Raw genomic sequence first — 21548 nt, 5'->3', positions numbered from 1 at the left:
TTTTCAACTATTTAAACTTTCTTTGTGTATCCCTTCCCCTCGGGTATACCGATTTACTTTTCAACTATTTAAACTTTCTTGCCATCAAAACCCATCTCAGAGAAACTTAAAGACATCTGGCAGCTCGCCCACAATCTTTCTGAACTTATTGGGCCAATCATCAGGGTCAAGCCCTTTTTGGGCGAAAAAAGCAGCGCCCCACCTTTCCAATCCTATCCCTGAGCACCCTGACCAGAATTCTCCTCTGCTTTGCGACTTCACGTTGAATCCCTTTGGATACTTATCACCATTGATGCTGACATTCTGGAATTCGAGCCATCCTTTTTTGTATGGCAGATATGCTTCATAATCCGTTGTCCCCACTCCTTCATTTTCGGCCTTGCCAGCCAGACCTTCATGCGCCATGAACCACGGGGTGACCTCTGCCATTCTCCACTGCAGGTCCAATATGTCATTGAATATCTGTGCATATGCATCGTGCAGTTTATTACCCTCCTCTATAACCTGCTCTGATGAACCCATCCACACAACCTCAATTCTGTGAAATTCGTCTAAGCGCTCGATGCCGTGTGTGCCGCCGCTTTCATACCTATGAGACGTCCCAGATCGATCAAAGAGCCGTATTGGAAACTCATCATCTGCGATGGTACCCCCCTTGAAAAACATCCACGCAGGCGGACACTGCGCATAACACAGCCCACCTATGGGGGCGCCTATCTTTTCCCGTATCATATCAAGTGGAATTTCGTTTGTGACTTTATAATAATCCATGACTTCTTCCCAGTATTCCGGGTCGCGCGTCTTTGGCGGGCAGATATAATACGTCTCCGGGTAAATCGTTTTGGCATGGCCAGATCTCTTCCACACGTCCCACGTCTCCACCTTGGGGAGTATCATCTCCTGATATCCAAGCGGATTCAGAATTTCTCTTTCAATGATATATTCGAATGCGCGGAAGACCTTTGTAATTTGCGGTCCGTAAATCCACTGTCCCTTGGCAAAGTGGCGTATCCATTTGCGATTTATCAGCTCCTGTGTCGGGTCGCCGGTGAACTTTGGAGTTTTCTCCATTGATGACCACAACAGTTTCCAGTGTTCACTTTTTCCGCCGTAACGTTGTGCTGATATCTTTTCCTGGATCAACGTAATAATGCGGTCCGGTATCTTATCTTCTATATGCGATTCCGTCACCTTGAGGGTAATTGAGATTTTTCCATCTTTATACTGCATACGCTCGACAAATGGTATCTTAAATTCCTTGAATGGTCTTTCCGTTGGCACCTGAATGGTAAATTTTTCAATCTCGACGCTCCTGATTCCGATACGGTGCTTGCCCAGCGCGTTTGTCAATGGCTTGCGCAGTCGCAACAGTGCATCGTGGGCTCTCACATGTCGATCGGATTTGATATCAACTGTTAGCGCATCATCATCAATATCCCATTTGACTATCTCGGCACCGCATCCTTTCGGAGCGCCCCTCTTTAAAAGCTCTATGTTTGCTTCTTTGATCACCGATGCAATCTCTTCTTTCATCTCCGTGATGCTACCGCTCGATTTAAAGCGCCCGATTATATGAAAACTGAATTCACTCTCTTTCTGCATCTTTTCCCGCCATCTCCTCTGCAATCTTGAGATTTAACAGGTAATCGTCAACTGTCGCTATCAGGGTTCCTATCTCCTCAAGCATAAACTCAGTGGTTATGCTCTCGTTTCCACACGCAGTGCTCATGTTTCTGGTGTTATCTGGCTTAATGGCATCTGCGATGACATATGGCTTTTTATGTGTCGTTATAATTCTGCCCATGCACCTGTATTTATTCATTTTCACCACGTAATTGCTTCATTATGATGCCGTCTACGATTTCGATAAATTTCGATTCCGCATCGGCAGGAATGGCTCCGCCAGATGCAATGCTGTGTCCTCCTCCATCTCCCCCGACCTGTGCCGCTCCTTCGCGCATCGCTACCGACAAGTCCAATCCCTCCTCGACGAGTTTTTTTGTCCCACGTGCAGAGATTTTTATTCTCTCACCCTCTTTAATGAGTACAAGTATTGGCTTATCTGGCGCCACATATCGAATGATCGTGCTCCCCAGTGCTCCTATGACCTCCTTATCGCCGGAGTGGACATATCGAATGCAGTCCGCATCTTTAATCTCCTGCTCGATCCGTTTTAGTTCTGATATGACTTTTTTCTGATACTCCAGATGGAGCTGTTCTGCTCTGTCGAGTACACTTTTATCTCTCAGGCACAAAGATAATGCCAGGGCCGTCTCCCCCACCTTGCCAGCGGCGTTGACTATATTGCTTAGATGAAGCGCATCCGATACGACCTCATGGTTCAATTTGTACCGTTCGCCGATTAGCGATTCGCTCACTTCAACGGAGTTACAACGCTCGAGACCCTTTTGGGATTTCAGTATATTCAAAATTAATACAGACGATAGACGTCGCAGTTCATCCTCGTTTAGGTCTTCTACCCTTCCATGAATCCCTAATTGATCCAATAGTGTCTTGACATCGCCGCTAATGTCCAGATATGGGTCAGTAGAATGCTCTAACAGCTTCGAGATGTCTCCCTCTCCGATTCTCAAACCGCGGTTAATGGTGATGATGCCGTGCTCGACCGCCTCTTCTAAAATGTCCTTATTTGCTCCGACCATCTCCTGCTGATCGCCCAATGCGCCAGCAATGGCGAGTCCGGCGAGATCGACATTATTTCCAAGATGCATGGCAACAGCGTAAGCAGTTCCTGACGCTGAAATATCAAATGCCCCATCGATGCCGACCAGATGTGGATTTACATGTAGGTATTCGGTATCAGTGACAGTCGGCTTGTGATGGTCTATAACGCAAATCTTCCCATCGATCTGAGATATCAATTCGGGCTGTCCGCTGCCCATATCGCAAAATACGACAGGTCCTTTTATGCCCTTTATAACCTTTTCATCCAGACGACTTAGTATGCTGGCATGAAATGGAATGTCGCACCGATACAATGCGTTGCAGATAATTCCTCCGGAGGTTATTCCATCTGCATCCTGGTGTGATATAACCCTCACGTGGTCACAATCTACAAGCAATTGGGCCGCAGATTCCGCTACTTCATCCAGTTTCTCGATCATACTCATCTCGAAATCAGCATCTCGGCAGTTTGTAGATCGTAAATCCAGTCTTCTGGGAGCACTCTTTCTCCTTTGTAATACTTGACGAGTCGTCTGATCTTGGATTCGGTAATTTGAAGTGCCCTCTTATTGTGCAAATCCTTTGGGTTTTGATCGAGATACTTCTTAAGTCCAACCGCTTTCTGAATCAAGTTTTGAACGTCCTCTGGCATCTTGGAAGCCATCTTGTTTTCATCGAGGGTTTGTGTGATTTTCTTACCGGTCACCAGTTTGGCATTGGGAATTCCATACTTATCTCGCAATATGATTCCAATCTCGCTGGATGACTTATCTTGCTCCCGTAATTTGACGATGACTTTTTCAGTATCTTTAGCACTCATATCCACCCATTCTGGTGCAGATGGTTGTCGTGTTTTCCTCTTTTTATTGGTTTGAACATTGACCATGTGACTCCTCCATATCTTGGGGATATAGCCACTGCCACCGTTAAATATCTTTTGTATTGAACCATTCTATGAACGTCTTCAGCGCCTTACATCTATGCGATACTTCGTTCTTCTCCTCGATGGTAAGTTCACCGAACGTCTTGCCATCGTGGATGAATATTGAATCATACCCAAAGCCACGTTCTCCTTTAATTTCCCGCGCGATCTCGCCCTCGACGACCCCAGTAAACGTGACCGTCTCTCTATTTGGCTCACAATATCCAACGGCGGACTTGAAGCACGCTTTGCGAGCTTTTATGCCCGCCATCAGTTTTAATATTCCTTCATTCCCTAATGTTCTAAACACATACGATGAATAGGGGCCTGGAAATCCATTTAGTGCAGAAATAAATAGCCCGGCATCCTCCACGATAACTCGTTTGCCCAGATGGTTGGCAGCGTCTCGAGCGCCATATCTTGCAATCTCTTCTATATCTTCACATTGAAGTTCTGGATAGGGATATTCGGCCTGCTTGACCTGGATGCCAGCTTCTTCGCACAGCTTCTTCGCCTCTTGCATTTTTCCAGCGTTGCCGGTAACAAAATGTATGGTTTTCACAGTCGTTCAGTCCTATATCTTCCTCTGCTCTCAATCTCTTTTACTCTCTGCAGAACCGCGTCCGCACCACTGAATGCCCTTCGATATCCTCTTGAGAACGCCTTTATCAAATCATCATGCCCTTTATGCGTACCTTCAAATGTCTGAAACAACACATGAACATCTACACCCTGTGCTTCTATACTTCGGTCAAAGTACGCCAGTCCGAAGTCTATCAGATATATGCGACATGTTGAAATAATCATATTTGACGTGGTCAAATCGCCGTGAACGATGCCTGAGGTATGAAGCCTTCCTACAAGCTCGCCAACCTTCTCGCTCAACTCAACATCGAGCACGTGTTTCAGCTGTGGTCCCTCTATATGTTCCATCACAATATCATAATCGGTGACATCATGGATGATGGGCGTGGGCACGCCGCACCTGCGAGCCTCGGAGATCAGTTTAGCCTCGGACTTCGTGCGCTCTCGTCGAAGCCGTTCATCCACTTCTCCGACCCTATAGCGCTTGAGTATTCGCTGTTTTACCACGTACCCGTCACGCAGTTCGATGATTGCCTCGGCGCCGCTCGTCTTTAGATTCATGTGATGCCTCTAAACAATGTCATTAAACACATATACACTAGAGTGGTGCACAATAAAATGTATCTGCGACAGTGCGAAAGTTTTTATAGAGTGTACATCCCTTTTCTCTATAAAAAGGAGATTACAAAATGGGCTGGTTATCAGAAAACGTAGAAGAGCCCAGTCCCGGCGAGCTGATGGTCTTAAAAGCAATAAGAGCGAGCGCTAATACAAAAAATAAAATCTACAAATCCTTTGGCATAGGCGCCACCAGAGAGCAAATCGACGACTTCATCGCAAGCGCCACCACCAGGAACTTCATCACAGAGTCTGGTGAACGTTATGCGCTAACTACGAGTGGACTAGAGACCATCCTGAGCTATGAACTGGAAAAACCAGAGATAACAACGCATCCGTTTGCGACCAAGGAGATCCTATTAGACAAGGGGATAGGTGGAGCCATCATGGCGCTCGGAATCTTCTTCATATATCAGGGATTTCAACTGGTGATGGAAATCTACAACAACCCTCCAAGCCTTTCTACACCCACTGTTGGGTCAGGGGGTGCACTTGGAGGTGCGATTGAGGACGTCGTCGGACAGGTTATAATGTCCACGATGGGTGCCATGCTTGAGCCCTTCATCGTCATGGGTGCGAAAGTCGGTGGAGCCTTCCTCATAATCTGGGGCGGGGGAATCTTACTGGGGAGAGGAATCCAACTCTTCAGAAGATAAAACTCCTTTCTCTCTACAAAAAGGAGATTACAAAATGGGGCTGGTTTGGTGAGAAGTTCGAAAAATTTAAGTCGAACGTGAACTATTTAAAAAGAAAGGAGGCAACAAATCATGGGGAATAACAAAACAGCTCTGGGTATAGATGAAAACATTGAAGGCCTGCTCTGCTATGTTTTGGGTTGGCTAACAGCTTCTGTTGATGTATAAGGCATTCAAGGGTGAAAGATTTAAGTTACCCATAGTAGGCGATTTCGCTGAGAAGCAGATTAATAAATAGAATGGTGGAGTTCGGAACTCTGCGGCGCTTCGTGCCTAGCCCTTCGGGTCGGATAACAGGAGAATATACGGTTCGCTGTGCTCGCCCAAATTGCCTTCGGCTTGATTCATATAACATGCACTATATCCACGTAACCTCAACATCATCCGGCCGGTAGTTCGGGCGCACCGCAGAATCCTCGATCGAGATGGTCGCTCCGTTGTTCAACATTAGCAGTCCGGTATAGGCAATCATGGCACCGTTGTCCTTCATGAATTTCTTGTCTGGGGCAAAGAATCTCGCACCTCTGTCCTGGCACATCGTGTTCAACATCTCGCACAGTCGCTGATTTGCACCCACTCCGCCTGTTAATAATAATTCATCCTTTCCAATGTGCGCCAGCGCCCGCTCGGATACCTCTGCGAGCATCGCAAATGCGGTCTCCTGAAAAGAATAGCACACGTCTTCTAGGGATGCGTGCGCCAAGGCATCCTTCGCCGCCGTAGTCAGCCCGGAAAATGAAAAATCCATTCCCTTGACCACATATGGTAAAGGAATGTACTTCTTCGCATTTTTAGCCATCTGCTCGATCTTCGGACCTCCAGGATGCTGGAGACCTGCGTGCCGCCCGAGCTTGTCAAGTGCATTGCCGATTCCAATATCCAGCGTTTCGCCGAATATCCTGTACCTGCCATCCCTATATGAGAGCACCTGGGAATTGGCACCGCTCACGTACAACACGACAGGACTATCAACACCACAAAGCCACCGACCGATCTCGATATGTGCTATGCAGTGATTCACTCCAATTAAAGGTATGTTGAATGTCAAAGAGAGCGCTCTGGCAGCAGTGGCAACGACTCTCAAACAGGGACCAAATCCAGGACCCTGGGAAAAAGCGACGGCAGATATGTCGGTGCCATGTTTATCCAAAACATAACTTATTACATCTTCAATTTTAGCTGCATGGTGTTGGGCAGCCATTCGGGGGTGTAACCCTCCCTTCAATGGCTGGTAAGATGATTCAGCTTCTGCTATGACACCTGCCTCATTGATGATAGCGGCACTTAGGTTCCAAGCCGTTCCTTCAATTCCTAAAATCGATTTATCCTTCTGAGACTTCATTGGAACTATCTTCAGGTTTTTGAGATTTGAAGAACTGAGTATAACTACACCTGCCACATGAAAGACGATCGCTGTGCTTGGCTAGAAAAACACCGTCGCCGCAACGTGGGCAGGACTGCCTTTTCCGTTTTAATGCATCACCTGTGATGTCGTATAATTTGCTGATCATGTTTTACCTTTCTCCTTGAGTATCCTTTTTTGGTTTTTTGGCAACTTCCTTGACCTTCTTTGGTTTCGCCCCTTCTTTAACTTCCTCAGCTTTGCCTTCGACTTTCTCCTCTTCTGCCTTTATTTCTTCTGGTGCCTTCTTACTCTCTTCTTTAACGGCTTCTTCTACTACTTTGGGGGCGTTCCGCTCGACGATATGAGGGCGCTCTATCCTTTTGAGATGTTCTCCAGATGCGTATATCTTCACATAGCCCAGCGTCTCTCTTTTACCAAATTCGCTTTTCATTCGTTCGATGACAACTAATTCTTGTTTTGCATTCAGCATAGCAGCCAATTTAGTCTTCACATCATTTCTCTTAGGGGTTTCAGTGTCATGATTTATCTTGAATTTTATCTCTCGTCTTTTCAATAACGGATTCTTTTTATCCTCTACAATCGTGATTTCCATGTGTTTCCCTCCATTCGACGAAGCAGTGCTCTCGCCTCTTCTTTCTTGGTACCAGTAACGGATACTGCTACCACTCCCATATCGGGCTGTCCGTATATGACGACAGATGAGATGGGGGACAAGATGACCGCTGGCAAAGTAGCCAGGTCCTCCTCTCCATTCACAAATATTCGTGTCGGTTTGTCATTCTCCAGCGATTCTCGCAGGGCGAGGATGAGTTCTTCGGTAATCTTGCCAGCAGGATTATCGATGGACACATTTCTAAATTCTGGAGCCATTGTGCCCTGGATCACCTCTTCAGGTGCAGGTTTTCGCATGATCATGCCATCGACGACGCCTATGTCGGGGATGGTCCCGGATTTGATCAGATAAAATGTGGCAAGGTCGCCAACGGAAATCATTTTCGTGGTATTTCTGAAATCATGTTTGATTGATTCTATGCACTCCAGCCCTCTCCCTTTATAAAGGGTGCCAAATGGCTTTTTTAGTTCAATTCTTAGTTCATCTGGCAGTCTCAACGTCATGCTATCGCACCTTTATCGCATATTTCCCAGTCAGGTCGATGTTCATTTTCTTCGCAATCTCTGATTTTTTTGGGTCTATTATGATGACGAATCCTGTCCAATCCTTGCTTGTCGAATTCGAGCCACATTTGGGACATGTTTGCCCCTCTATGATATTATGGCACTCTCTACAGGCAATTTCAGTCATTTTTCCTTCTCCTTTTTAGCCTCTTCTTTTTTACGTGCGTCTTCGAGCCACTCGAACTTGCCAAGTGCAGTCTGTCTCATGGTCAGCCCGATCTTGCTCTCCTTCGGCTCCACTTCGTTCAGGCTTACTGCCACGATTCTGGTTCTGACGTCGTCCCCTTCAGCAAGTGTATTGGCACCTTCCTTGCCGACCAGACGTGCATTTTTCTCATCATACGAAAAATAATCATCGGCTATCTGGCTGACATGGAGCAAGCCATCGACAGGACCCATGCTGACAAATGCTCCGAACTCGACGATCTCTACTATTTTTCCCTCGATTATTTCTTGCATCTCGGGTTTGTACACTATTGCATCAAACGTGGTTTTATAATATACTGCTCCATCACCCACTAAGATTCTTCCGTCTCCGACATCGACGACCCTGGTGATAGCAACGATGGCACCAAGCGTTTTGTCTATTCTCCCCTCTAATTTATCTTCCAGTGCTTCTGCTACGGCCCCTTTGACTTCGTCTCCCAGTTTTTCTGGCGGAATGCGTACGACATCGACAAGCCTCATTTTTCTATACATATTTATAAATCCTCCAATTATTGCAATACAGGTATTTATTTTTAACCTACAATTAGTCGTTTCTTTTGCCGTAGATATACAGTGGTTATCTTTTTCTCTTTTAATCGTCTTTTTAACTCGATGTCATTCGTGACGACTGCAGCACCTCGTTCTTCTGCTATTTTAATGATAACATCGTCGGGGTTACCCTCTGCCTCGACGATATCGCATCTATCCAGTAGCGACAGGGCAATCGATGCGGCAGTTTTATCTTTTCCTTTTGCATGGACGTACAGTTTATTCAATTCTTTGACGACCTCTTCTGGCACCAGGAATTTATTATAACCCATCTCCTTCAATTCAGAAAACACATCGACACCAAATTGACATGGAATCATCAGCGCATTGGTATCTATGATTACACTTCTCTGTTTAATATCGCGTGCGACCAAGGATCTCACAGGAGTTGATAACGTCTTTGACGTTATAACACCCCCACACCAATAAGACGCCACCTGGCACCGATCCTCCTGCTGACTGCGACCTTCGATCCAGCATATGCGCAGACAGGGCGCTTCAGTTTGACTTCGACTTCATCTTTCCTGGCACTGGATACAACGCCAACGGTTGTGGCAGTTCCAACACTGAGCATCAGTGGCTCGTTCGCTCTAATCGGCTCGACCTTCAGTTCGTCGGTAGAGCCGACCACCCGTTCCAGTAGCCGTACCTTCATAGTAAAGGAATCCCATACGGGCGGGAGCGAATCTGGATGGCTTGCCACCTGTCCCACCAGCGCATCACTTTTGGTCATCGCCGGGTCCAGAGTAGTCCCAATGCTCAATAACCCTCCTGGCGTACCCTCTTCTAAATTCTGCCCACCCTTTATTATCTTCGTGACCTTGGTGGTGATCGGTATCCACTTCGTCTTGCCCTCGAACTCGACCTTTCTGCCTGGTCGAATCTCAAATTCATCGCCGAGTTTTAATCGCCCCTGGCTCAAGGTTCCACCGACGACGCCGCCGACAATTCGGTCAGGTGAAGTGCCAGGTCTGTTGACATCAAATGAACGGGCGATGAACATTTGCATGCGCTCATCCATATCGCGATCTGGAGTGGGAATCGTTTTCTCGATTGTGTCAATCAATAAATCGATGTTTATATTTTGCTGTGCGGATATCGGTATAATCGGAGCTTTTTCCGCAATTGTGCCTCGCACGAAGTCTTTGATCTGTTGATAATGTTCAATAGCTTCCTCTTTTGAGACGAGGTCTATCTTATTCTGAACAATTACGATATTTTCGATGCCAATTATATCCAGTGCCATCAAATGCTCCTTGGTCTGGGGCTGTGGACAGGGCTCGGTTGCCGCAATTACGAGCATCGCGCCGTCCATGATCGCAGCACCTGAAAGCATCGTGGCCATCAACGTCTCATGCCCTGGAGCATCTACAAATGAAATCGCTCTGCACTCTTCCGTATCCGCTCCACAATGTGGACACTTGTCTTTAACCGAATAACAATCCGGTTCAGGGCATTTCGGACACTTTCGAAAGGTGGCATCCGCGTAACCCAGGCGTATGGAAATTCCCCTTTTAATCTCTTCGCTATGTCGATCGGTCCAGACGCCGGATAGGGCGCTTACCAACGTGGTTTTACCATGGTCCACGTGACCGACCATACCGATGTTGATACAGGGTTGTTTCAAAGTCCTGGCTCCTCCATTTTGTCGTGATGACATATCTTCTCATTCATCACATATAATAACTTGCGTGTGGGCTATAATTCAAAACTCATTCCATCGTATCCCAGCGGCCATTTCTTAGCTGCAATATCGTGTTGTCCAAAGGAGTGGCTCAGATGAGTTAAAACAACGCGACTGGCATTCAGTTCCCTGCCCAGTGCGATCGCCTGAACGGCGTTCATGTGCTTTCTGAGTACGAAGGTGGGGGCGAGTGCATCAGCGATCAATAAATCTGCGTTGGACATAATCTTCAGGCTTTCCTCTGGAATGTTTTTTGATGTATCACCCGTAATCACAAGCGTTTTATCATCATCCCGTACTCTAACCCCTATCGCATTATCCAATGGCGGATGTGACACTTTAAAGAGCATGAACTCCAAACCGATCAATGAAAATGGTTCGTACAATGTTACGTCGTGCCGCTGATAGCACATAAAATTGAAGGTCGTGAGTATCTGGTCCAGTGTTTCTTTTATCCCGTATATATCGACCTTTTTGTGTATTCTGTAGAACTCCCCAAATCCTGCGTAGTGGTCGTAGTGGGAATGCGTCCATATCACGCCATCGATATGAGAGACGCCTGCTTTGAGCAACTGGTGCCTCATATCTATGCTGGTGTCAATCAGCACAGTGCCTTCACCTTCGATCAATATCGAAAAACGGGATCTTTTGCTCCGCCCCCCATTGATGGCATCCATGCATGCCGAACAATCGCATCCGAGTGTCGGGGTGCCCACGGCATCACCAGTTCCTAATAACGTTATCTTCATCTAATCACTCGTAACCCTTTCATCGCTATTCATATAAGATGTGATACCAAATAAATAACATTGTGCTCCCTTTATTACGCTTGGCGCATTATTTGGACACTAATGGACTTAGAGGACTTTGAACCAATCTATCAGGAGATTCTAAGGGACTTTGGCTTTGACCGAAAGGAGGACGAGCGCTCAGCCATGGTTTTATCCAAATTACTGGAGAATCGCGTTCCTATTATTCAGAAGCTGGGCTCTTTGGTCAAAGGGAAGCGCATCATCATCTGCGGAAACGCGCCATCCCTCCGAGAAGAGCTTCAATACATCGACATATCCAACCATCTGATCATGGCGGCAGATGGTGCAACTTCGGTACTTTTGGACCGCGCCATCCTTCCCGATATAGTTGTGACTGATCTGGATGGAGAGATTGATGACATTATCAGCGCGGATCGGCTCGGCGCATTCATCATGGTGCATGCGCACGGCGATAACATTCCTGCCATAAGAGAATACGTACCACGGTTGAACAATGTCATTGGAAGTACACAGTCCAAGCCGATAAAGAATGTCTATAACTTCGGGGGATTCACTGATGGTGACCGATGTGTGTTTTTAGCGCACCATTTTGGCGCCAAAGGCGTCACTCTCATCGGTTTTGACTTTGAGGACGATGATGTCGACAAGGTCAAGAGAAAGAAACTCCAGTGGGCAAAGAGATTGATCAAGATGTGTGAGTTTTAGGGGGCTTTAAGAATCTTTTGACTATCCTTTTCTTACCACCTAAGACGTCTCACCTTTATTCGTTTATTATCTCTGTTATTTTCCTCTGTTTTTGTTTATCCAAGATTTCTTTAATCCGTTTTTCAGCTATCTTTACATACTCTTCTTCTACATCATAACCAACAAATTTACGATTTTCCATTAAAGATGCTACTGCAACTGTTCCGCTACCAATAAATGGGTCAAGCACTACATCATTTTCAAAGGTATAGAGTTTTATGCATCTTAACGGCAATTCAACAGGAAATGGTGCAGGATGCCCTACTTTTTTTGCAGATTCAGCTCCAAAAGTCCAGACGCTTTTTGTTAGTTCCAAAAATTCATCCCTTGTCATAGTTGCTTTTTCATTATTATGATTTTTTCTGGAGAAAGTGTCTTTAGAAAAAACTAAGATATACTCATGGATGTCTCTTAACACGGGATTCTTTGCTGACATCCAACTACCCCATGCTGTTGATGGGCTTGCAGATGACGCCTTGTTCCAGATTATTTCACCCCGCATCAAAAAACCTATTTTTAGCATATCCGCTATTATAAATGTATGGAGAGGAATGTATGGTTTTCTTCCCAAGTTTGCGATATTAATACAAACTCTTCCACCAGAAACAAGAACTCTGTGGACTTCTTTCCATACTCTTGATAAAAAGTTTCTATATTCCTGAAGAGAGAGATTTTCATCGTATTCTTTTCCAACATTGTATGGTGGCGAAGTTATCATTAAATGAACACTGTTGTCGGGTAACTCTTTCATTTTTTCGCTGGATTTACAAAATATTTTATTAATATTTTCTTCAGGTATCTTATTTTCCACTAATTTTACTTGTTTCTCTGTCGGCAATCCTTCGTATAAACGACTTCCATAAAATTTTGATGAATCATGGTTCATTCTACCTGGTGAACCAAAAGCGCTCGTTTTTGTTCCGTTATGTCTGCTTATCATTTTCTCAATCCCTCATTAAACTCAAGAGCTTCTCGGCTTTTCTCTCATAAGTTTCTTCTTTGTTGGCAATTTCAACAAATCTTCCTAACTCATGTTTAGTCCTCATTCCCGCAAAGAACATTTGCTCTTCTTTTAATAAAATCAAAAGATTATTTCTAAATTCAGAAAATGAATCAAATCTCAAAAACCCCTCTATTTTTGTAGATTTTATGTTTTCTCCATTATTATCCAGTGGAGAGGGATTCAATGACCAGAAACCTTGTATTATTCCATAATTTTTTAGGTTATCAACCTTTGTGTAATAGCTTTTTGTTACAGGCGTATTCCCCAAGATTATTATTGGGATTCTTGCAGAATTTAATGATGAAATTCTCACACTTATGCTTTTTCCTATTGCTTTAAGCATACTATCTGATCTCAGCAATCCAGGATTTCCCTGATGTGTTTGGTAATCTCCTAAACATTTCAAAGAATAATCTGAATTAGTTTTCAAGAGTTCCCAATTCCACACAATAGACATCTTAACTTCAAATATGGCGATTATATCCTCTGGCTTTTGAATCAAAGAATCCGTTTTACATATCGCAACATCCGCCGGAGAACCTTTTGTTAATTCTAATTCTTCACAAACAACATTCCTTACTGCATATACATTTAATTCTCTGGCAATATCTTTTAGAAGTTCAAGAGACCATTTTTCTGTGTATGCTCCGATAAACGCATTCCTACTCTGTAATGTTGTTTTAACGCCTTTGTATTTTTTTGGCCAATAAGCATAATATTTCTTATCTTCCGTTGTATAGAACAATTGTTCTGGCGAAGCAACTTCTAATGATTTTGTGAAAAAATCTATCTCCTGATACTTTGTCCAAAGTTTTTTATCTGCCATTCTTCTTACCTTCTTTTTTTAGTTGCTCAACCACGAAATTCTCAAATTGTTTTGATAATAGCCAACCCACATCCTAATATATTCTTTTATAATCTTCATAAGTTTTGCTATCAACGCTTAAAGTAATAGTTCGTTTTTCATTACTTATTATAACTGCCTCTCAACTCTTCCAGCATTTTTTCATGGCGCTCGCAAAACTCAGGAGAGCTTAGTTGCGCATCTAAAACTTCTTCCTGCCAGTGTGCATTATAAAGTCTGCAATATTTTTTCTCGCAAAAAGGCTCATGTGTAAGATGATAGGATATCGCCTGCATCGCGTATCCTTTCATGACCTCTGTCAATCTTTCATCATCATAGTCAATGAATCTGCCTTTGACCTTCTCTTTCAATACCTCTAAGGGAATTTGCATACCGAGCATTGCGTATTGTCGCTTGAGATAGTAGAATTCCTTGGGCTTCGCCGGTGCCTCAACGATACCTGTCGTGGAGATGATGGAAGGATGGCCACAGATGATCACTCGAGCGTGATACCTATGGTCGCTCTCATCCCACGTTCCAAACAATCTGTTTGTAAATAAGATGTGAAAGTGGCCGAATTCCCGCTTGGGTACCAGTTTTTGAATGAGCAAGTGTAATTTAAACCCATCATACAAGACACTACCGGATTCACAATAGGGGTCTTTAAGAGCTCTCCTTTCATATTCAACCTCACCATATAATGGCTCAAAACTCGTATCTGGACTGTCCAACTCTCTAACCCTTGCCCTCGCCAACTCCATAGCAAGACCATTTACATCATTTTTTAAATGGTGGGTTATAAACTTACCTCTCTTGTCGATTTTTAGCCCAGGAAGCTTTTTCCTCAAATACTTTGCTATCTCATCTATGTGAAGGGTTTTCGCCGACGGGTCATCATAAAGATGGACATGGGTTCTCATTTGCTCTTACTGAGTTTTTCATGAGCAATCTCAGCAGCTCTTTTTCCTGAAAGTAGCATGGCTCCAAATGTCGGCCCCATTCGAGGAAGCCCGTAAGTCGTTGATACTGCCATACCCGTAGTTATTAATCCTGGATGGACTTCGCCCGTGTGCTCGACTATAAGGCCCTCTGATTTTTCAACCCACATGGCGCCAAATCCTCTGGTTTTGAGCAAACCCCGTTCCTCCAATTTTTTAACCACGCAGGCATCGTGCCCTGTTGCATCGATTACGATCCTTGACTCGAGCGCAATCGGATCAACACACGTGATTTCCCTTGGCAAAGCAGAAACAGGAGTCCAGTTCACTACCACACCGCTTACCCTGTCTTCATGGAATACAACGTCATCGAATTTTACCATGTTCAGGATATTCACCCCTGCATCACATGCCGCAGCGACGAGCTTTGAGCATGCGTGAGGGCCGCTGGTGACATAAAGTCCCTTGCTGAACTCCTCGTATGGTATTCCTAATTCATCGAGAACCTTTTCTGCAGGGGCCCTAACGGTGATCTTGTTCATCAAAAAGCCGCCGATCCAAAAACCACCGCCGAGATAATTGTTTCGTTCAATTATGAGTATTTTAACTCCTTTATTTGCGAGCTCCTTGCCTGCCATCAACCCGGATGGACCGCCTCCAACTATGATTACCTCGCTCTCAGCATAATCCTGCAAGTCTTTCGCAAACCCCCTCACAATTGCCCTTGTTATATCCTTTTCTCCTACAATCTCAAACATCTGCTTCACCTTTTCGTTAGAATATCTTTATACTCTTATCTCTGTCGTCCTATTAATTTACTTATGCTATCGCTGGTCAATATTCCAATGACCTTTTGGTGCCCATCGACAACCGGTAAGGCTGAAATGTTATGCCTCTCCATCTTTTTGGCTGCTACTCCAATCGGCTCATCCAATTTAGACGTTATGACATCTTTCGTCATTATTTCATTCAATTGGCTGTATTTTAATGCAACTGCCTTGGATATATCCCACGCAGTTACAATACCTGTCAGTCGACCTCCCTCGGATATCACCGGTAAATGTGTAATTTTCCTCTTTATCATTATCTCCGATGCCTTTTTAATACTGGAACCTTCTCGTATTGTGGCAACATCTTGGGTCATCACATCCCTGACCAATGGGTGTGAAAGAAAATTGGCGATGACGTAATTCAACTGACCCGCCTCCACTAAAAAGGCGTCGTGACCATAATTCGATGTGATCTCATGATAGGTTACATCAATATCGTTTGCGCTTAGAGCCATCACGATTTCCTCTGATTGGTATGGGGGATAGAGCCAATCAGAGGTAATTGAAACGACCAAAAATTTGGATTTTACCTTCTTAAAACTTTCGGCCAAAGAACCGTTCTCTCCGAACTGCGACAAATCGAAGTAGTCTATTGCCTTTGTTATATACAAATAAGAATTGGCATCGAATCTCTTGACGAAAGTATCTCCTTGATGATGAAGATAACTTTCCACTTGAAAGTCCGTGGAGAAGTCGAAGCCATACTTCTCTTTATCTTGAAGTTTTCTGCCAAACTTTTGATACATGGACTCATCACTAAGGTATGTTATATGTCCGATCATTCGTGCCAAAGCTAGGCCATTCGTGGGTGGACATTTGGAATAATAATCGCCATTATTCCAATTTGGGTCTGAGGTGATTGCCCTTCTTCCAACTTCATTGAAGGCTATCTGTTGTGGAGAAGAACATGCCGCTGTTGCGATTGGGATGGCCAGACGGACCATCTCCGGGTATGAAACACACCATTGCAAGACCTGCATGCCCCCTGACGATCCGCCTATAACCGCGAAAAGTTGTTTGGCGCCCAAATGGTCAATTAATTTTTTCTGGGCATTCACCATGTCCAAGATCGTGATCATCGGAAAGTCCAATCCATATGGTCTGCCTGTTTTTGGATTAATCGAAGAAGGCCCAGTCGACCCTTTACAGCCACCAATACTATTGGAGCAGACGACAAAATACTTCGTCGTGTCAAACGCCTTTCCAGGACCAATCACGATGTCCCACCACCCAGGCTTTTTATCTCCTTTGTGCCAGCCGGCTGCATGGGCATCCCCGGACAGGGCGTGACAAACGAGAATGACATTACTTTTGTCTTTATTTAATTTACCATATGTCTCATAAGCTATCGTCACATGGCTGAGAGTACCCCCTCCCTCCAGAACCAAATCATCCGGCAGATGATAGTATTGTGTTTTCACAATGCCAACCGATTCCTTTTTCATCTTTTTTCTACACCCCAGCTAACGCCTGATCGATGTCCTCTATGATGTCTTCCACATCCTCTAAACCAATAGAAAGGCGGATATAATCCTCGGTTACCCCCGTCTCCTCTTGCTCCTCTCTGGTTAGCTGTTGATGAGTGGTTGATGCAGGATGAATAACCAGACTCTTCGCATCTCCTATATTAGCGAGGTGGGAGAGAAGTTTCACTGAATTAATGAATTTCTTGCCTGCTTCCAACTCCCCTTTAATCCCAAATCCAACTATGGCTCCATAGCTGCCTTTAAGATATTTTTTCGCTAATTTGTGGCTTGGGTGTTCTGGCAACCCGGGATAGTTAACCCAATTGACTAAAGGATGCCCCTTCAGAAATTTAGCGATTTCCAGAGCATTTTCCGAATGTTTCTTTACCCTTAAGGGCAGGGTCTCTAATCCCTGAAGGAAGAGAAATGAATTAAAGGGACTTAAAGCCGCTCCCAGATCACGTTGTAATTGCACCCTGACCTTAATAATAAAAGCCACGTTGCCTAATCCTGGGAAATTACCAAATACATCCCAATACTTTAGTCCGTGGTAACTAGGATCAGGCTCGGTAAATTCTGGGAATTTGCCATTACTCCAATTAAATTTACCCGAATCTACAATCACACCGCCGATAGATGTCCCGTGCCCACCTATGAACTTGGTTGCAGAATTAACAATTATATCTGCTCCATAATCTATAGGCCTGACTAATCCGATGCCTACGGTGTTATCCACAACAAATGGAATCCCCGCCTCATGAGCGATTTCAGCCAGTCTCTCAAAATCCGGGACATCCAGCTTGGGATTGCCTATCGTCTCGGCATATATCGCTCTTGTCTTTTCAGTGATTGCCTTTTTAAATTCCTCCGGTTTCGTAGACTCAACAAAAATCACCTTTCTGCCTAATTTAGGAAAGGTATAATGAAACTGCTGGTATGTCCCGCCATAGAGATTGTTGGCCGAGACAATCTCGTCACCCACCTGCGTAATAGCCAATAAGGCCAGTGCCTGGGCCGCTTGTCCCGAAGATACACCTAACGCACCTGAGCCTCCTTCAAGAGCAGCAACCCTTCTCTCGAAAACATCGTTCGTCGGGTTCATTATCCTGGTATAAATATTCCCGAATTCCTTGAGGGCAAAAAGATTTGCCGCATGCTCGGTGTCTTTGAAGACATAGGACGTCGTCTGGTAAATAGGTACTGCCCTTGCCCTAGTTGCCGGATCTGGTGTCTCCTGGCCAGCGTGTAATGCCAGCGTGTTTAATCTATATTCTTTCATTTTGGTGCCTCCATAATATCTTGATATCACTTTGTTATTCCAATATAAATAGATTGTTGCATAAAATATTCCAAAGAGAATATATACTAGACGTGCATACTAACAACTATGCTTCCGGATTTGGGGGAAATACAAAAAAGGAGAAGAAGTCTCGGTCTTTCGCAAAAACAACTGGCATCGTATGCAGGCGTGAGCCAATCATTGATAGCAAAGGTAGAGGGCGGAAAAATTGAACCCGCATATAGAAACGTCAAGAGAATATTCGAAGCGTTGGAACGGGTGATGAGTAAACAAAAAAGGACGGTATTGGCAAAGGAAATAAGCAACAAAAATATCATCAGTGTGGACAAAAAAGACGCAGTTCATGAGGCAATAGAACTCATGCGAAAATATGAGATATCACAGCTACCAGTATACGATAAAAATACGCCTGTTGGTAGCATTACTGAAAAAATCATAACCAACTATATAGCGCAAAAGAAAGACCTAAAAAAACTATCAGAGATGCCCGTGGAGAAGGTGATGGAAGAGGGACTACCCCAGATAAGCGAAGACGCGCCAGTAGAGATGATGATGCCACTTTTACAATATAGTCCGGCCGTATTGACGATAAAAAAAGGGGTGACGACGGGCATAATAACAAAAGCGGATTTGCTAAAGATCGTTCGAGTATAAGGACGCTTTTCATATCAGGGCACACCAAGTAGAACGCAGGAAGCGGGTATTATCTTCTTCACTTTGACTCACCAACGATCTTTATTTCGTCTCCGACCTTTGCCAGGCCGCTTCTGATTACTTTGGCAAACACTCCTTCTTGTGGCATTATACATTTCCCTACTTGATAATAGATAGCGCAGGGGGCAGGACAGTCTTTGCCGATTTGGGTTACCTCTAAGGTGATGTCTTTCCCTATGGATATTTGGGTGCCTATGGGCAAGGATATGATATCAATCCCTTCGGTCGTGAGGTTCTCTGCAAAATCCCCGGGATGAATGTCCAATCCAAGCTTGCACATCTTGTCAATGCTCTCGATCGCCAACAGACTCACCTGTCGGTGTGTGTTGCAATCGCTATGCGCGTCGCCAGCGAGCCCATAATTTTCTTCTATAAAACATTCTTCAACGTTCTTCTTGCTGATTCCTTTTTTGTCACTTTTGCAGACGGCCAATAGTTTCATCGTGTCACTTGTCTAATTTCATCACACATCGCCGCTATACTGCCCTTGCTTATTTGCTTTCACTGGCACGTCATATTTCTCAGCGATGTCGATGAACGCATGTCCAAGATACTTTATCTGGTCCCATGTGCGTCCATAGGTGTTCAACTTCCAGGTCCGTGTGGAGCCGGCAAACTCGCCAACGATACCTCTTTTTCTCAGCTCGTCGCTAAGGAAGAAGCCCCGTCTCTTATGCGTTTTTGCTATTTTGTCGAAACTTTCGGTGGTATTGACCTTTGTGAGTGTGTGTTTTCTTGGATATTCGCTTATGACCTTGCTCCCTTCTACTGCCAAAAACTCATCGAGGAATTGGTTCGACTTCTTCACCTCATCATCCCAGTGTTTTGTCCTTTCCACTACTTTTGGAAAAGATGCCATCATTGAAATCAATGTGCCGCCCATCAGTGTGCAACCCAACATCTCTACTTCTTTGATTCCAAACTTTCTACCAGTGATGTCCCCCACCATCTGAGTTGTTCTAAACACTTTGGATGCCCATTCATCGGTTGTGGCGAGGACGCCGGAAGGAGCTACTGACGCCATGCTCTTATGTCCGGAACCAACTACAAAATCGGCGCCTATCTTCTTCCCATCGACTGGCATTATCCCAACGGTATATGCTCCGTTGTATAAAAATGGAATATCGTATTCATTGGCTACCTTTGCAATACCATAGACATCATGTTCATTTCCGAACATATAGTCAAAGTGATCGAGCATTATTAATTTTGGCAGCTTTTTCGTGTTCTTTTTCACGTCTTCTATCTTCTGAACAGTAGCATCTGCGGTAACTATGTTTTTCTCGTTTAGGGGTATCTCTTTAACGGTCCCACCGCTGTCTTCTACCGCCAAAAACTCGGTGTAATGTGATATGGCTGAAAGAAGCACGCTATCGCCTTTCTCAATGAGCGATGATACAACTGCTTGAAAGCCACGTCTTGCTCCCGGGACTACTCTTGCTTGATCCATTCCTACAAACTCAGCTAGTTCACTGTGAAATTCATCTATTGGCGGCCTATGGATTTTATCTAACCTAAATGGTTTTCGGCACCAGTCGCAGGTAGAATAACCATCACCATAGGAAATTAATGCTTTTCTTGCTTCAAGTGTTAATCTTCCAGCTGCTTGAATTGGATGAATGTTTATAAAATCTTCTTCTCTCGTCCTTAATTCTATTCCATTTGTGATGTATTTAATCTTTAATTCAGTATACTTATTCGTTCTTAATTCTTCTACTATTTCACTAAGTTTTTTTAATTTTTCATTAAATTGTATTTTGTCGTCTTTTGAGAATGCGCTGTGAGGACTGGTTTTTCTAATGATTTCTCTCATATCTTCTAACAAAAATTCTGCTTCAAAAATTTTTTGGGTTTTGATACTCATTTTCAATCACATCTTATGGTTTTTGAAAGTTCAGATAATGGGTGACCTTTGCATCTCAATTCATGCATTTTATACCAACCGAATGGCACCCTCCAAGCTTCATATCCCTCTCTTTCCAGGATATATCCTATTTGTTTTATACAATCAAATGCAAACTCTGCAGGAGGCAAAGATTCTGGAAACAGATGGACATATGGAAATAAAACGACCCTTTTGATTTTAATTTGGTTCGCAACGTCTCCTATCGATTCCACTGCCTTCTGGCTCACCTCTTGAGGATTTTTCTGATCAAGCCCTTCAGAAGCCATGAAAACGACTAAAGCCTCGTCAACATAGCCCTCGTTGTTGCTGCCCAGTTCTTCAATTATTGAGGACTTCGCTTTTTTCTTTACTTTCCATTTTATATAATCACAGTGCTTGAATTGAAGTCTCATGCATCTCCTTTTCTAATAAAGCTGGGAGCCGGAGTCGAACCGGCCTAAACTGGTCTGCAGTCAGTTGCATAGCCACTCTGCCATCCCAGCATAACACAGTTAAATTTAAATGTATGACTTAACAATTGTTAAGTATAAGAGTTAAAAGTAT

The 21548-nt window shown here is 44.2% G+C and carries 25 protein-coding genes and 2 pseudogenes; 3 read left to right on the top strand and 24 right to left on the bottom strand.

Annotated elements, in window-relative coordinates; translation table 11 throughout:
* Window positions 1-96 precede the first annotated feature (96 nt).
* The 6 genes from BME93_00275 to BME93_00250 are packed head-to-tail and all read right to left on the bottom strand — an operon-like array spanning window position 97 to window position 4753.
* Entirely contained in the window at window positions 97-1602 is a 1506-nt protein-coding gene (locus tag BME93_00275; GenBank protein ATZ61697.2) for a serine--tRNA ligase, read from the bottom strand.
* Window positions 1586-1822, bottom strand: a complete 237-nt coding sequence (locus BME93_00270; GenBank protein ATZ61696.2) for a KEOPS complex subunit Pcc1 — start codon at window positions 1820-1822, stop codon at window positions 1586-1588. Before BME93_00270 ends, BME93_00275 begins: the two co-directional genes overlap by 17 nt.
* Window positions 1815-3131: a DHH family phosphoesterase gene (locus BME93_00265; protein ID ATZ60632.1), complete on the bottom strand. Its 1317-nt coding sequence runs from the start codon at window positions 3129-3131 to the stop codon at window positions 1815-1817. The genes BME93_00270 and BME93_00265 overlap by 8 nt, the downstream gene beginning before the upstream one ends.
* A complete protein-coding gene (locus tag BME93_00260; GenBank protein ID ATZ60631.1) occupies window positions 3128-3571 on the bottom strand; it encodes a 30S ribosomal protein S15 in 444 nt (147 codons plus the stop codon). The genes BME93_00265 and BME93_00260 overlap by 4 nt, the downstream gene beginning before the upstream one ends.
* 40 nt (window positions 3572-3611) lie before the next feature.
* On the bottom strand, window positions 3612-4169 hold the full coding sequence (locus tag BME93_00255) for an XTP/dITP diphosphatase (protein ATZ61695.2): 558 nt from the start codon (window positions 4167-4169) through the stop codon (window positions 3612-3614).
* The gene (locus tag BME93_00250; protein ATZ60630.1) at window positions 4166-4753 is read right to left on the bottom strand and encodes a Kae1-associated kinase Bud32; all 588 of its coding nucleotides are present in this window, start codon (window positions 4751-4753) and stop codon (window positions 4166-4168) included. Before BME93_00250 ends, BME93_00255 begins: the two co-directional genes overlap by 4 nt.
* Window positions 4754-4881: 128 nt before the next feature.
* Between BME93_00250 and BME93_00245 the strand changes: the two genes are divergently transcribed.
* Window positions 4882-5466: a hypothetical protein gene (locus tag BME93_00245; GenBank protein ATZ60629.1), complete on the top strand. Its 585-nt coding sequence runs from the start codon at window positions 4882-4884 to the stop codon at window positions 5464-5466.
* Window positions 5467-5863: 397 nt separating this feature from the next.
* Here BME93_00245 and BME93_00240 read toward each other — a convergent pair whose 3' ends face one another.
* The 9 genes and pseudogenes from BME93_00240 to BME93_00200 form a co-directional block, all read right to left on the bottom strand.
* Window positions 5864-6904: a bifunctional N(6)-L-threonylcarbamoyladenine synthase/serine/threonine protein kinase gene (locus BME93_00240; GenBank protein ATZ60628.2), complete on the bottom strand. Its 1041-nt coding sequence runs from the start codon at window positions 6902-6904 to the stop codon at window positions 5864-5866.
* Window positions 6873-7016 (bottom strand): annotated as a pseudogene (locus tag BME93_00235) (30S ribosomal protein S27ae). The gene BME93_00240 and the pseudogene BME93_00235 overlap by 32 nt, the downstream one beginning before the upstream one ends.
* Before the next feature lie 156 nt (window positions 7017-7172).
* Window positions 7173-7463: pseudogene (locus BME93_00230) on the bottom strand (30S ribosomal protein S24e).
* Window positions 7445-7987, bottom strand: a complete 543-nt coding sequence (locus BME93_00225) for a DUF359 domain-containing protein (protein ATZ60625.2) — start codon at window positions 7985-7987, stop codon at window positions 7445-7447. The pseudogene BME93_00230 and the gene BME93_00225 overlap by 19 nt, the downstream one beginning before the upstream one ends.
* A 1-nt stretch (window position 7988) precedes the next feature.
* Window positions 7989-8174: a DNA-directed RNA polymerase, subunit E'' gene (locus tag BME93_00220; protein ATZ60624.2), complete on the bottom strand. Its 186-nt coding sequence runs from the start codon at window positions 8172-8174 to the stop codon at window positions 7989-7991.
* Window positions 8171-8746: a DNA-directed RNA polymerase gene (locus BME93_00215; protein ATZ61694.2), complete on the bottom strand. Its 576-nt coding sequence runs from the start codon at window positions 8744-8746 to the stop codon at window positions 8171-8173. Before BME93_00215 ends, BME93_00220 begins: the two co-directional genes overlap by 4 nt.
* Window positions 8747-8787: 41 nt before the next feature.
* Window positions 8788-9186 carry a DNA-binding protein gene (locus tag BME93_00210; protein ATZ61693.2) on the bottom strand — a complete coding sequence of 133 codons (399 nt, stop codon included), beginning with the start codon at window positions 9184-9186 and terminating at the stop codon, window positions 8788-8790.
* A gap of 23 nt (window positions 9187-9209) precedes the next feature.
* A complete protein-coding gene (locus BME93_00205; GenBank protein ATZ60623.2) occupies window positions 9210-10430 on the bottom strand; it encodes a translation initiation factor IF-2 subunit gamma in 1221 nt (406 codons plus the stop codon).
* Window positions 10431-10501: 71 nt separating this feature from the next.
* Window positions 10502-11236 (bottom strand): MBL fold metallo-hydrolase, encoded by a 735-nt coding sequence (locus tag BME93_00200; protein ID ATZ60622.2) that lies wholly within the window; start codon window positions 11234-11236, stop codon window positions 10502-10504.
* Between the two features lie 102 nt (window positions 11237-11338).
* Between BME93_00200 and BME93_00195 the strand changes: the two genes are divergently transcribed.
* Entirely contained in the window at window positions 11339-11965 is a 627-nt protein-coding gene (locus tag BME93_00195) for a DUF115 domain-containing protein (GenBank protein ID ATZ60621.2), read from the top strand.
* A gap of 55 nt (window positions 11966-12020) precedes the next feature.
* Here the strand turns inward: BME93_00195 and BME93_00190 are convergent, their stop codons facing one another.
* From BME93_00190 to BME93_00165, 6 genes are all read right to left on the bottom strand, one after another.
* The gene (locus BME93_00190) at window positions 12021-12944 is read right to left on the bottom strand and encodes a site-specific DNA-methyltransferase (GenBank protein ATZ60620.2); all 924 of its coding nucleotides are present in this window, start codon (window positions 12942-12944) and stop codon (window positions 12021-12023) included.
* 4 nt (window positions 12945-12948) lie between these two features.
* Window positions 12949-13833 (bottom strand): hypothetical protein, encoded by an 885-nt coding sequence (locus BME93_00185; GenBank protein ATZ60619.2) that lies wholly within the window; start codon window positions 13831-13833, stop codon window positions 12949-12951.
* A gap of 140 nt (window positions 13834-13973) precedes the next feature.
* Complete coding sequence (locus BME93_00180) at window positions 13974-14771, bottom strand: hypothetical protein (GenBank protein ID ATZ60618.2); 798 nt, start codon at window positions 14769-14771, stop codon at window positions 13974-13976.
* Window positions 14768-15547 (bottom strand): sulfide-dependent adenosine diphosphate thiazole synthase, encoded by a 780-nt coding sequence (locus BME93_00175; protein ID ATZ60617.2) that lies wholly within the window; start codon window positions 15545-15547, stop codon window positions 14768-14770. Before BME93_00175 ends, BME93_00180 begins: the two co-directional genes overlap by 4 nt.
* 35 nt (window positions 15548-15582) lie before the next feature.
* A complete protein-coding gene (locus tag BME93_00170; GenBank protein ATZ60616.2) occupies window positions 15583-17064 on the bottom strand; it encodes a homoserine O-acetyltransferase in 1482 nt (493 codons plus the stop codon).
* Between the two features lie 7 nt (window positions 17065-17071).
* Entirely contained in the window at window positions 17072-18364 is a 1293-nt protein-coding gene (locus tag BME93_00165) for an O-acetylhomoserine aminocarboxypropyltransferase/cysteine synthase (protein ATZ60615.2), read from the bottom strand.
* A gap of 108 nt (window positions 18365-18472) precedes the next feature.
* Between BME93_00165 and BME93_00160 the strand changes: the two genes are divergently transcribed.
* Window positions 18473-19039: a CBS domain-containing protein gene (locus tag BME93_00160; protein ATZ60614.2), complete on the top strand. Its 567-nt coding sequence runs from the start codon at window positions 18473-18475 to the stop codon at window positions 19037-19039.
* Window positions 19040-19097: 58 nt separating this feature from the next.
* Here the strand turns inward: BME93_00160 and BME93_00155 are convergent, their stop codons facing one another.
* From BME93_00155 to BME93_00145, 3 genes are read right to left on the bottom strand one after another with little or no spacing between them, the layout of a single operon-like run.
* Window positions 19098-19541, bottom strand: coding sequence for a hypothetical protein (locus BME93_00155; GenBank protein ID ATZ60613.2), 444 nt, complete (start codon window positions 19539-19541; stop codon window positions 19098-19100).
* A gap of 21 nt (window positions 19542-19562) precedes the next feature.
* Complete coding sequence (pscS, locus tag BME93_00150) at window positions 19563-20963, bottom strand: O-phospho-L-seryl-tRNA:Cys-tRNA synthase (GenBank protein ID ATZ60612.2); 1401 nt, start codon at window positions 20961-20963, stop codon at window positions 19563-19565.
* A gap of 2 nt (window positions 20964-20965) precedes the next feature.
* Complete coding sequence (locus BME93_00145) at window positions 20966-21397, bottom strand: threonyl-tRNA synthetase editing domain-containing protein (GenBank protein ID WRQ72947.1); 432 nt, start codon at window positions 21395-21397, stop codon at window positions 20966-20968.
* Window positions 21398-21548 lie beyond the last annotated feature (151 nt).

The organism is Methanosarcinales archaeon Met12, assembly GCA_002813105.2.
GTDB lineage: Archaea > Halobacteriota > UBA148 > UBA148 > JAJOKI01 > JAJOKI01.
The sequence above is the reverse complement of the archived record's forward strand: the minus strand, read 5'-3'. Positions and strand labels throughout refer to the sequence as shown.

Excerpts from the sequence above, each read along its gene's own strand:
- BME93_00275 (ATZ61697.2), bottom strand. The coding sequence starts at position 1,602 with ATGCAGAAAGAGAGTGAATTCAGTTTTCATATAATCGGGCGCTTTAAA.
- BME93_00270 (ATZ61696.2), bottom strand. The coding sequence starts at position 1,822 with ATGAATAAATACAGGTGCATGGGCAGAATTATAACGACACATAAAAAG.
- BME93_00265 (ATZ60632.1), bottom strand. The coding sequence starts at position 3,131 with ATGAGTATGATCGAGAAACTGGATGAAGTAGCGGAATCTGCGGCCCAA.
- BME93_00260 (ATZ60631.1), bottom strand. The coding sequence starts at position 3,571 with ATGGTCAATGTTCAAACCAATAAAAAGAGGAAAACACGACAACCATCT.
- BME93_00250 (ATZ60630.1), bottom strand. The coding sequence starts at position 4,753 with ATGAATCTAAAGACGAGCGGCGCCGAGGCAATCATCGAACTGCGTGAC.
- BME93_00245 (ATZ60629.1), top strand. The coding sequence starts at position 4,882 with ATGGGCTGGTTATCAGAAAACGTAGAAGAGCCCAGTCCCGGCGAGCTG.
- BME93_00225 (ATZ60625.2), bottom strand. The coding sequence starts at position 7,987 with ATGACGTTGAGACTGCCAGATGAACTAAGAATTGAACTAAAAAAGCCA.
- BME93_00220 (ATZ60624.2), bottom strand. The coding sequence starts at position 8,174 with ATGACTGAAATTGCCTGTAGAGAGTGCCATAATATCATAGAGGGGCAA.
- BME93_00215 (ATZ61694.2), bottom strand. The coding sequence starts at position 8,746 with ATGTATAGAAAAATGAGGCTTGTCGATGTCGTACGCATTCCGCCAGAA.
- BME93_00200 (ATZ60622.2), bottom strand. The coding sequence starts at position 11,236 with ATGAAGATAACGTTATTAGGAACTGGTGATGCCGTGGGCACCCCGACA.
- BME93_00195 (ATZ60621.2), top strand. The coding sequence starts at position 11,339 with ATGGACTTAGAGGACTTTGAACCAATCTATCAGGAGATTCTAAGGGAC.
- BME93_00190 (ATZ60620.2), bottom strand. The coding sequence starts at position 12,944 with ATGATAAGCAGACATAACGGAACAAAAACGAGCGCTTTTGGTTCACCA.
- BME93_00185 (ATZ60619.2), bottom strand. The coding sequence starts at position 13,833 with ATGGCAGATAAAAAACTTTGGACAAAGTATCAGGAGATAGATTTTTTC.
- BME93_00180 (ATZ60618.2), bottom strand. The coding sequence starts at position 14,771 with ATGAGAACCCATGTCCATCTTTATGATGACCCGTCGGCGAAAACCCTT.
- BME93_00175 (ATZ60617.2), bottom strand. The coding sequence starts at position 15,547 with ATGTTTGAGATTGTAGGAGAAAAGGATATAACAAGGGCAATTGTGAGG.
- BME93_00170 (ATZ60616.2), bottom strand. The coding sequence starts at position 17,064 with ATGAAAAAGGAATCGGTTGGCATTGTGAAAACACAATACTATCATCTG.
- BME93_00165 (ATZ60615.2), bottom strand. The coding sequence starts at position 18,364 with ATGAAAGAATATAGATTAAACACGCTGGCATTACACGCTGGCCAGGAG.
- BME93_00160 (ATZ60614.2), top strand. The coding sequence starts at position 18,473 with ATGCTTCCGGATTTGGGGGAAATACAAAAAAGGAGAAGAAGTCTCGGT.
- BME93_00155 (ATZ60613.2), bottom strand. The coding sequence starts at position 19,541 with ATGAAACTATTGGCCGTCTGCAAAAGTGACAAAAAAGGAATCAGCAAG.
- pscS (ATZ60612.2), bottom strand. The coding sequence starts at position 20,963 with ATGAGTATCAAAACCCAAAAAATTTTTGAAGCAGAATTTTTGTTAGAA.
- BME93_00145 (WRQ72947.1), bottom strand. The coding sequence starts at position 21,397 with ATGAGACTTCAATTCAAGCACTGTGATTATATAAAATGGAAAGTAAAG.